Below are 9357 nucleotides of genomic sequence, written 5' to 3'. Positions count from 1 at the left end.
TCTTGTTTATAAGTTACCGCTTCTCAATCGTCGGGAGATAGAAACTATGTTTAGTTTAGATGAATTAAAACAAACTCAGTATTTTCAAGATGTGCGCGAGGAAGGTCGTCAGGAAGGTCGTCAGGAAGGTCGTCAGGAAGGTCGTCAGGAAGGTCGTCAGGAAGGTCGTCAGGAAGGTCGTCAGGAAGGCAGACTAAACAAAGCATTAGAGGCTGTCCCTCGTTTGTTAGCCTTAGGGTTAAGCGTTGAGCAAGTCGCATCCGCCTTAGAATTAGAGGTTGAACAGGTTAGAGCTATACAAAACGGGACATAATCTCCTTATGTCCTCATGTCTAGGAGGTTCTGTTATACTAAATCCTGTTTGATTTGATTGATTCAAGCTAATGTTATGGCTAATACTGGGAAAAGTTAAGATTTATACCCCATAGATGAGCGATTAAAAGCAATAATCTCCGCCATTCTACCCCCCCCGAATTTGTCAAGTATTCTCCGTTTTTTATTGATGAATAGGGAAAAAGCCCATCAGGGAGAGACTAGAAAGGTTAGAAAGTTGAGATTTAACGAGTCCGTTGATGCGGTTTAAGAGCAAGCGCGGATGAAGAAATAAATGGCCATCAGTAGCAGAAAAATATAAAAAGTAATCCGCACCAATCGATCCGGTAATTTCGGTAAAAAACGAGTGGTTACTTGTACACCTAGAGAACCACCGATACCTAAAATAATCCCTTGTAGATAAAGAATATAACCGGCTTGGGCATGAGCGAAACAGGCGGCGATCGAATTGAGTAAAACCACACCTAAACTGGTGACAATGGCGATTTTGATCTTTTCTGCCAAAAAAATCATTTGTAGTGGCACCATGATCGCCCCACCGCCAATTCCGAAAATACCGGCTAGAAATCCAGCGATTCCTCCGGTTAGCAGACAGGCTAGATTAGGATTCAATCTAATGGCAGAAACTGGCTCTTTTTGGCTTAAATTTTGCTTGAGATTGCTTAAATAGATATTGAGCAGTAAAAAACAACCAAAAGCCGCTTCTAGGAGGTGTTTGGGGCTATATTTGACCAGATAGACCCCGATAAATGCCGTAAAAATCCCGGGTAGGCCTAAGAGGAGAACTCGCTGCCATTTGAGGGAACCTAATCGCCAATTTTGGATCGTACCCACTAGGGAAGTGAAAACGATCGCTAAACTGCTGGTAGCCACCGATTCCCCGTAACTGTAGCCCAAATTTAACAGGATCGCCACGGAGATAGTGCCACCCCCAATACCGAATAAACCCGCTAATAAGCCCGAAAAAACGCCCGTTATCAGTAAAATCAAGTAATAGTCTGCCATTATCTTCGTTTCATGGCCTTGAAGGGTCTCAATTTGCTATCATACATAGGGTCTGCTGAAAAAGTTTTTCCTAGGGGCAGGGTGTAGGGTGTAGGGTGTAGGGTGTAGGGTTTTACCGATTTTCAGGTGGTCAATTACCTAATTTTCAGGGAAAAAGTACCTGAATTTCCCCCTGATCACTCCCATATCTGGTACTTTTGGATTTCAAAAAAGTCTAAAAGTCTTATCCAGCAAGGTTTTTAGATTTATTCAGCAAACCCTACATAGGGGCAATGGTAGAACATTTTCTCGAAGAAAGGGCTATTAACTAAAATTTAGTGATCAATGGGGCTATATTATTGACAATCACCTGATATTTTTTCTGATTTAATTACATAACCTTTATCCCTGCATGAGAAACTGACCTATGACTAAAAGAGCTTTACTACTAATTAATCGTCACTCGCGCAAGGGTAAAGAAAACTTTGCTCAAACTGTCGAGCTGCTCAATCATTGGGATTTTGAAATTATCAGCGTCCCTTTGAAAAAGGTAGAAGATATACCTTTTTTGATGGAAAAGTATCGCTCTAATATTGATTTAGTTATCGTCGGTGGTGGCGATGGGACTCTTAATGCTATGGTGGATGTGTTGGTAGAAACTCAACTGCCCCTAGGCATTATACCTTTGGGAACGGCTAATGATTTGGCCCGGACTTTAGGGATACCGAATTCTATTGCCGAAGCTTGTCGAATTATTGCGGAAGGTAATTTAAAATATATCGATCTAGGTTGGGTAAATAATAAATACTTTTTCAACGTGGCTAGTTTAGGATTAAGTGTGAAAATTACCCAAAAACTGAACAAGGGTTTAAAGCGACGTTTGGGGATTTTGGCCTACGCTTGGACAGCCCTACAGTTATTAAGTAAAACTCGTCCTTTTACCGCTATGATCGGTATTGATGGCCAAAATATCAAAGTTAAAACCCTACAAATAGCGATCGGAAATGGTCGTTATTATGGGGGAGGAATGCCGATCGCTCACGATGCCCAAATTGACGATCAAAGATTAGATTTATATAGCCTAGAAATTGAACACTGGTGGCAAATTTTCCCGCTTTTGTGGACATTACCGCGAGGACAACAGGGTTTATTATCTTGGGTGAGAACTCTTAAGGGGAAAGAAATTCAAATTCAGACTCGTAAACCCCATAGTATTAACACCGATGGCGAAATTACTAGCACTACTCCCGCCATGTTTCGAGTTATTCCAGCAGCCATAGGAGTCTATATTCCCCGTCAGGAAACACAATTTTAAAATTAACGAAAAGGAGGAGAATACAATAAACCCCCCTTTGTCCAAAGATTATTTAAACCTCGATCGAGTTGCAGGGGTTTACCGATTTCACGATCATAAATTTCCCCGTAATTACCCACCTGTTTTAAGACTCTTTGGGCAAAATCATTGGGTAAACCCATATCTTCACCTAACTTCTCGTCGATACCCAAAAAGCGCCGAATACTGGGGTCTTTACTATCAGCAAAAGTGGCAATATTTTGGGAGTTAATCCCAAATTCTTCCCCTTGAATTAAACTAAAAACGATCGAGCGGACGGCATTCGACCAAGGGGGATCACCATCGGCTACGGCCGGGGCCAAGGGTTCCTTAGATATTACCACTTCTAATAATTGATGATCCTGCGGTCGGGGAAAAACCGAGCGCCGGGCCACCAATTGGGAGCGATCGGAGGTGACGGCTTGACAACGCCCCGCCTGATAAGCTGTATATAAGGCCTCCACATCATCGGAAACGATCGGTTTATAACCTTGAACTCCCGCTTTTGCCATGGCATCGGCCAGATTTTGTTCTGTGGTGGTTCCCGATAGCACACAAATGGACTTTCCACTCAAATCTTCTAATTTCTTAACATTACTGGCTTTCGTGGCCATAATTCCTTGACCATCATAGAAAACCGGGGTGATAAACTCCATCCCCAGGGCGGTATCCCGGTTAATCGTCCAAGTGGTGTTGCGACTGAGAATATCCACTTCTCCCGTCTGCACAGCAGTAAATCTCTCTTGGGGGCTAAGTTTACGATATTCGACTTTGGAGGTATCATTAAAGAGAGCGGCCGCAATAGCTCGGCAAATTTGCACATCTAAGCCCGAATATTCGCCTTTTTCATTAACAAAGCTAAACCCCGGCACTTCTCCGTTAATGCCACAAATTAACTTACCGCGATTTTTCACCGTTGGCAAGCGGCCAGCATCGGGACTACTTGCAGTGTTAGAACTAGAATTGGGTGGATTTTCCGTGCCACAGGCAGTAATTAGCAGTAACAGCAGGGTCAATGCACAAAAACGCCACTTTAGCATAGATATTCTCTGAAAATTTTTTTTAGTCACTTAATTTTAGCTGAAAGACCAGAGGAAGCTTAACAGTATAGCCACGATCGCACCGATAACCGTATTGATCACATTGACCAATTCATTAGTTAACCACAGAAAGCGAGTTTGTAGGGTAGCACCGATGAGACTTTCAATATTGGTGGCGATAAATGCCGCAATTACACACCATAACACACCGATAGGATTGATCGCACCGATAGCCCATGCTAACAGGGAAATAGCCGTGGCTGCCAGCAAACCGGCGAGCGTTCCCTCTAAACTAACAGCACCTTCTGTTCCCCGGGGGACGGATTTAAAATTAGTGATTAGATAAGTAGTTTTACCGTAAGCTTTACCCACCTCACTGGCAGTAGTATCGGCTAATTTGGTGCTAAAACTAGCCACATAAGCGAGTATTAAGAGGTAATCCCAGGGAGAAGCGGCAAAAAGACTTAGGATAGCGCAAATTGCCCCCGCTAAAGCGGAACCCCAGACATTTTCTGGACCGCGTACCCCCGCTCTTTTTTCGGCGATTCCCTCTGCTTCCTTGCGCGCTAAACCGATGCGGGTGACAGTAGAACCGACGAGGAAATAGAATAAAACAATTAGATAACCGCGCCATCCTAAGCTTCCCCAGACAATTACCCCTAAAACCCAAGCATGGAGATAACCCATGGCAGTTAAGAGCTTTTTTGGGGCAATCCAAGCGATTCCGAGGAGGATGGTATTGAGAAGAACAGCGACGAGCCAAGGATTAGTTAACATAGTATCTGGCCAAAGTTTACCTCCCCCCATTGTATCGATCGAGTCGATGAAAACTAATCAACCTTATCAACCTCTGTTACTGCGAATTCTGCACGGATTGACGGGAATTGTCCTCATTGCCGCCATGGTTACGGCCTATTGGACCTATGATACTTTTGACGGTCGTTGGTTAAAACTGCCCTTACCAGAATATGGAGAAATTGAAAGTATTCACGGCACTTTTGGCCTCTATACTCTGATTATTTTTCCTATTTTTGCTATCTATGCTTTTCGTCGGGGCAACAAAAGATTAATTCAAAGTGATTCTCTTAACAAATTAACCCAATTTGGTAAGCCGATTTGGTGGTATAGTCTCCATCGTTTAGTCAATACTTTGACTCTTTTTGCCCTAACTTTTGCTTTGTATAGTGGCCGGATGATGGATTCCAAATGGCTACCAGAAGGGGAATTAAATCACTTCTGGTATTATGCCCATTTGCTCAGTTGGTTAATTATGGCAGTATGTCTGATCCTGCACCTGCTCATGACTGCTAAAGTGGGAGGGGTTCCCCTGTTATTATCTATCCTTAAATGGCGTTTTCGTGAACAAGATAGTCCGAAATTATGGTTGTCTCAATTACGTCAATGGGGGTTAAGTTTGCGTCTAGCTAATACTTTTCAGTGGCTACAATCTCTTAACTTATATAAAGTCTTAGAAATTGTTGTTTTATTGGCTATTATAGCAGCTTGGATTGTTCCCAAGTTTGACTAAGGTGTACTGTATTTAAACTGCGTATTGGAAGTTTTAGTACAAATGCTTAACTTCCCTGCTCCCTCCTCTCCTATACCTTTTAAACAAGATTTAGTATGATTTATTGACCCCGACGAGCGAGAATAATCATCGTCTTCGCTAAGGGAGCAATACGACCGATACGATAGATTTTCTCTACCGATAAATTAGCTTCTGTTAACAGTTTTGTGATAGTTTTGACAGACCAAAATTTAATATGTCCGTGATCCCAAAGAGCGGTAAAATGATCGTCCATCTTGCCCGTAGCCGCTAGGGCCAAATTTTTCAGATAACTATGATAGGGAGTGGAGATCAGCGCAGCTCCTCCGGGTTGCAGCAGATTATAAACGGTCTTAGCATAATCGCGCGGGGCATAGACGTGTTCTACCACTTCCAAACTAATTAGCAGCGGAAAAGTACCAAATTTACTAGCCAGATCATCATAGGCGGAGCCAACGTGGAGATCAAGTTCAGGATAGGCTTTTTTTGCCTCTGCTATCCCCGATTCGGAAGGATCGCAGCCACTGATTTGAAATCCTTTTTCTGATAACCAATTAGCGATCGATCCGTTGCCACAACCGAGATCAAAAATACGCTTTTCAGGAGGAGCAAGATCGGCAAAAATCTGACTTAGAGAAGGTAGCAAATAAGCGTGGGCAGTCCCACAGCAAGAATTTTGATAATGATAATAATCTGACATATTTTAAAACAGTTAATGTGTAAGTGTTTTGCGTGGCATCACCACTATCGCAGGGTAATACAAAAAGTAACTTTTGTCAAGGGTTTAGTGAAATTTATTGTCACATCCCATTGATACCATGTACCATGGTATTTTATAAATATATTGCATTTACTATTATGAATGGACATCCTGCAAAAATCAAAAACCTTCCCTTAGACGAGAAGTCTCCGAGTCAGTATTCTCCGAGTTAGAAGTCGTCAACTTAACAGTAATAGCTGAATTCTGTTATCAGAAAACCTGAACAACTACCAAAGCGGATCGGAGTATAAATGAACGGTTAAAGAATCTCGATCGCTGGGGATACCGGTAATACAACTACAAATTTGACTACCATCATCTAATTCTACTTCACAGGCGTGACAGGAACCCATTAAACAGCCGGTAGGAATTTCAATTCCTGCTTTTTTGGCCACATCTAATAATAGTTCTCCGGTTTCCGCTTCCATGATGATATCATCGGGTAAAAAACGCACTGAAATAGTCATTATTTCTCCTTACAAATGAGCAAGAATAGGTTTAAGATTTAAATGTTCTTCCACTAAATTAGCCATAGTATCCAGGGTTATTTCTCTTTGTTCACTATAGTTAGCAATTCCCGTAGGCAAAGATAATAAACCGCGACGCTGACGCAGATGATTTAGCCAAGTTCTTCGCCAAGAACCATTATCAAAGATACCATGTAAATAACAGCCCCAAATTGAGAGAGAATCATTGACAATTCCTAGACTAGCATCTTCCTCGAACATTTTTTGATAACCTGATTCACTTTCCCATTGGCTTATTCCTTGGTGAATTTCGTATCCCATTACCGGTAAACCAGCTTGGGGATAATTGGATAAAACTTGTCGTTGACGGGTAATTTTTTCGGCAGTAATTACCGTTTTTAAGGGCAGTAAATTTAAACCTGCTGCCTCACTGTATGTACTTTCTCGATGGTCAGGATCCAGGATTAATCGCCCTAACATTTGTAAACCACCACAGATGCCAAAGATAATACCTCCCCTTTGGTGATAGGCTTGTAATTGATTAGCCATACCACTTTGATCAAGAGCGATTAAATCAGCAACAGCAGTTTTAGAACCCGGGATAATTACCCCATCGGGATAACCTAAAGATTCCTGTAATTCTAGATAACGTACATTAACCGTTGCTTCACCACAGAGAGGGTCAAAATCAGTAAAATTAGCGATATGAGGCAGACGAATGACAATGATATTTAGTTCAGCTTTTGGTTTTTGGGCGGGGCGATCGAGTAAACTGAGAGAATCCTCGGCACTTAAAAAGATATCACTATAGGGAAGAACTCCTAACACAGGAATTTTTGTATAATCTTCTAGCCAAGTAATCCCCGCATCTAAGAGAGATTTTTGTCCGCGAAATTTATTGATCACAATACCTTTAATTAAAGCTCTTTCCTCCGGTTCTAATAATTCTAACGTACCGACGACGTGAGCAAAAGCCCCCCCGCGATCAATATCCACCACTAAAATAGTAGCGGCATCCAGATATTTAGCCACCCGCATATTAGTTAAATCGCGATGTTTGAGATTTATTTCCGCCGGACTTCCCGCACCTTCACAGACAACTAGATCAAATTCTGTTGATAATTTAGCTAAAGATTCTTTAATTGCTTGCCAACCTTGCTCAAAATAATTCTGATAATAATCCGCTGCCGTGGTGACACCAACAGCCTTGCCTTTAATAATCACCTGAGAGGTCATATTTCCCTGGGGTTTTAATAAAATTGGGTTCATTTCTACCCGGGGAATTGTCCCCGCGGCCCATGCTTGCACCGCCTGGGCGTGACCCATTTCTCCCCCTCCGGCGGTAACATAGGCATTAAGAGCCATATTCTGACCTTTAAAGGGTGTTACCTGCCAACCTTTCCGGTTTAATAGACGACATAAGGCCGCAGTTAAAAAAGATTTACCCGCGTGGGATGTTGTCCCCACTACCATGATTGCTTTCATCTAGTTTTTTTAGTTGAGTATTTTCAGTGAACAGTAAACAGTAAACAGTAAACAGTAATCAGTGATCAATAAACAGTAATCAGTAAACAGTTGATAACTGATAACCAGTAACTGAAAACTCACATCTGATAACTGATACTAAATCCGTTGAGTATAGGCTACTTATGAGGAGAGACACTCATGCAATAGGCAAAAGGGAGAATAAATAATCAGTCTTTAATAACCGGATTTGGTATGATAACTGATAACAATGGCCGAATCTACAACCTAATTTGTTAAGCTAAAAGCTTTGATGTACTTAGTTTATAACCTTTTTTTAGGTAGGAGAATTGCCAGATTCTTTCTATTAACCCCCCCCGATGTCGAGGGGTTGGGGGGGTTGCCTGTTGCCTCTTGCTTAAAAAGAAAACCAACGTTGCAGAGTATTTAAAAATCTTTGCCAGAAATTGGGTTTAGGGAAAAGATACCCTTGGGGTTGCCATTTTTCTATTAATTTCCTCCCTAAAGGAGTGAGACGAAAACTATCGGTTATCCCCTGTCCATCTACTTCGCGCCGCAAAATTCCCACTTTAATCAACCAGAGAAGATAGCTTTCCGCTGCCGCTTCCGTCAGCAGTCTGGAAGTATAACCTTTTTCTAAACCTCCAGGACCGGGGATGCTTAAAAGTGATACACTTCGCTCAAGCATAGCGGCGAATAGGGTGAGACGGAAAGGAGAACAACAGAGGGCGCGTTCAGCCCTAGTGATGGTAGCATCAGGATAATTGATCGCGGTAACGGTGGGAGTCGATAGGCTCATCGAAAATTTGGGTCTGAAACCCCGTCGTTCTACGACGGCTTTACCGTTAAATATTAGCGCATTTACACGATATATGCCAGAATGTAAGATATGGAGAAAGCCTATTCTTACCGATTTTACCCCACACCCGAACAAGAGTCGCTATTGCGGCGCACTTTGGGCTGTGTAAGATTGGTTTACAATAAAGCTCTCCATCTCAGAACACAAGCTTGGTACGAAAAGCAAGAAAGAGTAGGATATACTGAAACCTCTTCAATGCTAACCGAGTGGAAAAAGCAAGAAGAATTAGACTTTCTCAATGAAGTAAGCTGTGTACCTTTACAACAAGGGTTAAGACATCTACAAACAGCTTTTACTAACTTCTTTGCTGGTCGTACTAAGTATCCTAACTTTAAGAAAAAACATCAGGGAGGAAGTGCCGAATTTACTAAATCTGCTTTTAAATTTAAAGACAAACAAATCTATTTAGCTAAATGCACAGAACCTTTAGCAATTCGATGGTCAAGACAAATCCCAGAAGCTTGTGAACCAAGCACAGTAACAGTCAGATTACATCCTTCTGGACGTTGGCATATCTCAATTAGATTTGATGACCCAACAATTAAGCCTC

Annotated in this window: 10 protein-coding genes and 1 pseudogene; 4 read left to right on the top strand and 7 right to left on the bottom strand. The window is 42.0% G+C overall.

The window, feature by feature from the left end:
• Positions 1 to 313: pseudogene (locus IM479_RS10740) on the top strand (Rpn family recombination-promoting nuclease/putative transposase); the annotation flags it as partial.
• A 266-nt stretch (positions 314 to 579) separates the two neighbouring features.
• On the opposite strand, the gene IM479_RS10735 reads toward IM479_RS10740, so the two are convergent.
• Complete coding sequence (locus IM479_RS10735) at positions 580 to 1338, bottom strand: sulfite exporter TauE/SafE family protein (RefSeq protein WP_287684097.1); 759 nt, start codon at positions 1336 to 1338, stop codon at positions 580 to 582.
• A 406-nt stretch (positions 1339 to 1744) separates the two neighbouring features.
• On the opposite strand from IM479_RS10735, the gene IM479_RS10730 reads away from it, so the two are divergent.
• Positions 1745 to 2632, top strand: a complete 888-nt coding sequence (locus tag IM479_RS10730; RefSeq protein WP_287684098.1) for a lipid kinase — start codon at positions 1745 to 1747, stop codon at positions 2630 to 2632.
• A 2-nt stretch (positions 2633 to 2634) separates the two neighbouring features.
• On the opposite strand, the gene IM479_RS10725 is transcribed toward IM479_RS10730, so the two are convergent.
• Positions 2635 to 3690, bottom strand: a complete 1056-nt coding sequence (locus tag IM479_RS10725) for an amino acid ABC transporter substrate-binding protein (RefSeq protein WP_287684099.1) — start codon at positions 3688 to 3690, stop codon at positions 2635 to 2637.
• 36 nt (positions 3691 to 3726) lie between these two features.
• Positions 3727 to 4467 (bottom strand): TIGR00297 family protein, encoded by a 741-nt coding sequence (locus IM479_RS10720; RefSeq protein WP_287684100.1) that lies wholly within the window; start codon positions 4465 to 4467, stop codon positions 3727 to 3729.
• Between the two features lie 46 nt (positions 4468 to 4513).
• On the opposite strand from IM479_RS10720, the gene IM479_RS10715 reads away from it, so the two are divergent.
• On the top strand, positions 4514 to 5218 hold the full coding sequence (locus IM479_RS10715; protein WP_287684101.1) for a cytochrome b/b6 domain-containing protein: 705 nt from the start codon (positions 4514 to 4516) through the stop codon (positions 5216 to 5218).
• 100 nt (positions 5219 to 5318) lie between these two features.
• Here the strand turns inward: IM479_RS10715 and IM479_RS10710 are convergent, their stop codons facing one another.
• The 4 genes from IM479_RS10710 to IM479_RS10695 all read right to left on the bottom strand — a co-directional run bounded on the left by IM479_RS10710 (position 5319) and on the right by IM479_RS10695 (position 8747).
• Entirely contained in the window at positions 5319 to 5936 is a 618-nt protein-coding gene (locus IM479_RS10710) for a class I SAM-dependent methyltransferase (RefSeq protein WP_287684102.1), read from the bottom strand.
• Between the two features lie 287 nt (positions 5937 to 6223).
• Positions 6224 to 6463, bottom strand: coding sequence for a 2Fe-2S iron-sulfur cluster-binding protein (locus IM479_RS10705; protein ID WP_287684103.1), 240 nt, complete (start codon positions 6461 to 6463; stop codon positions 6224 to 6226).
• A 9-nt stretch (positions 6464 to 6472) separates the two neighbouring features.
• Positions 6473 to 7948, bottom strand: coding sequence for a cobyric acid synthase CobQ (gene cobQ, locus IM479_RS10700; RefSeq protein ID WP_287684104.1), 1476 nt, complete (start codon positions 7946 to 7948; stop codon positions 6473 to 6475).
• A gap of 397 nt (positions 7949 to 8345) precedes the next feature.
• Positions 8346 to 8747 (bottom strand): Npun_F0494 family protein, encoded by a 402-nt coding sequence (locus IM479_RS10695; protein WP_286827017.1) that lies wholly within the window; start codon positions 8745 to 8747, stop codon positions 8346 to 8348.
• Positions 8748 to 8837: 90 nt separating this feature from the next.
• Between IM479_RS10695 and IM479_RS10690 the strand changes: the two genes are divergently transcribed.
• Positions 8838 to 9357 (top strand): RNA-guided endonuclease InsQ/TnpB family protein (locus tag IM479_RS10690; RefSeq protein ID WP_287699399.1); only part of this gene is annotated, 520 nt, incomplete at its 3' end.

Origin of the sequence: Microcystis sp. M165S2, assembly GCF_020245885.1 — a bacterium.
GTDB lineage: Bacteria > Cyanobacteriota > Cyanobacteriia > Cyanobacteriales > Microcystaceae > Microcystis.
This window is presented reverse-complemented; position numbering and strand designations above follow the sequence as displayed.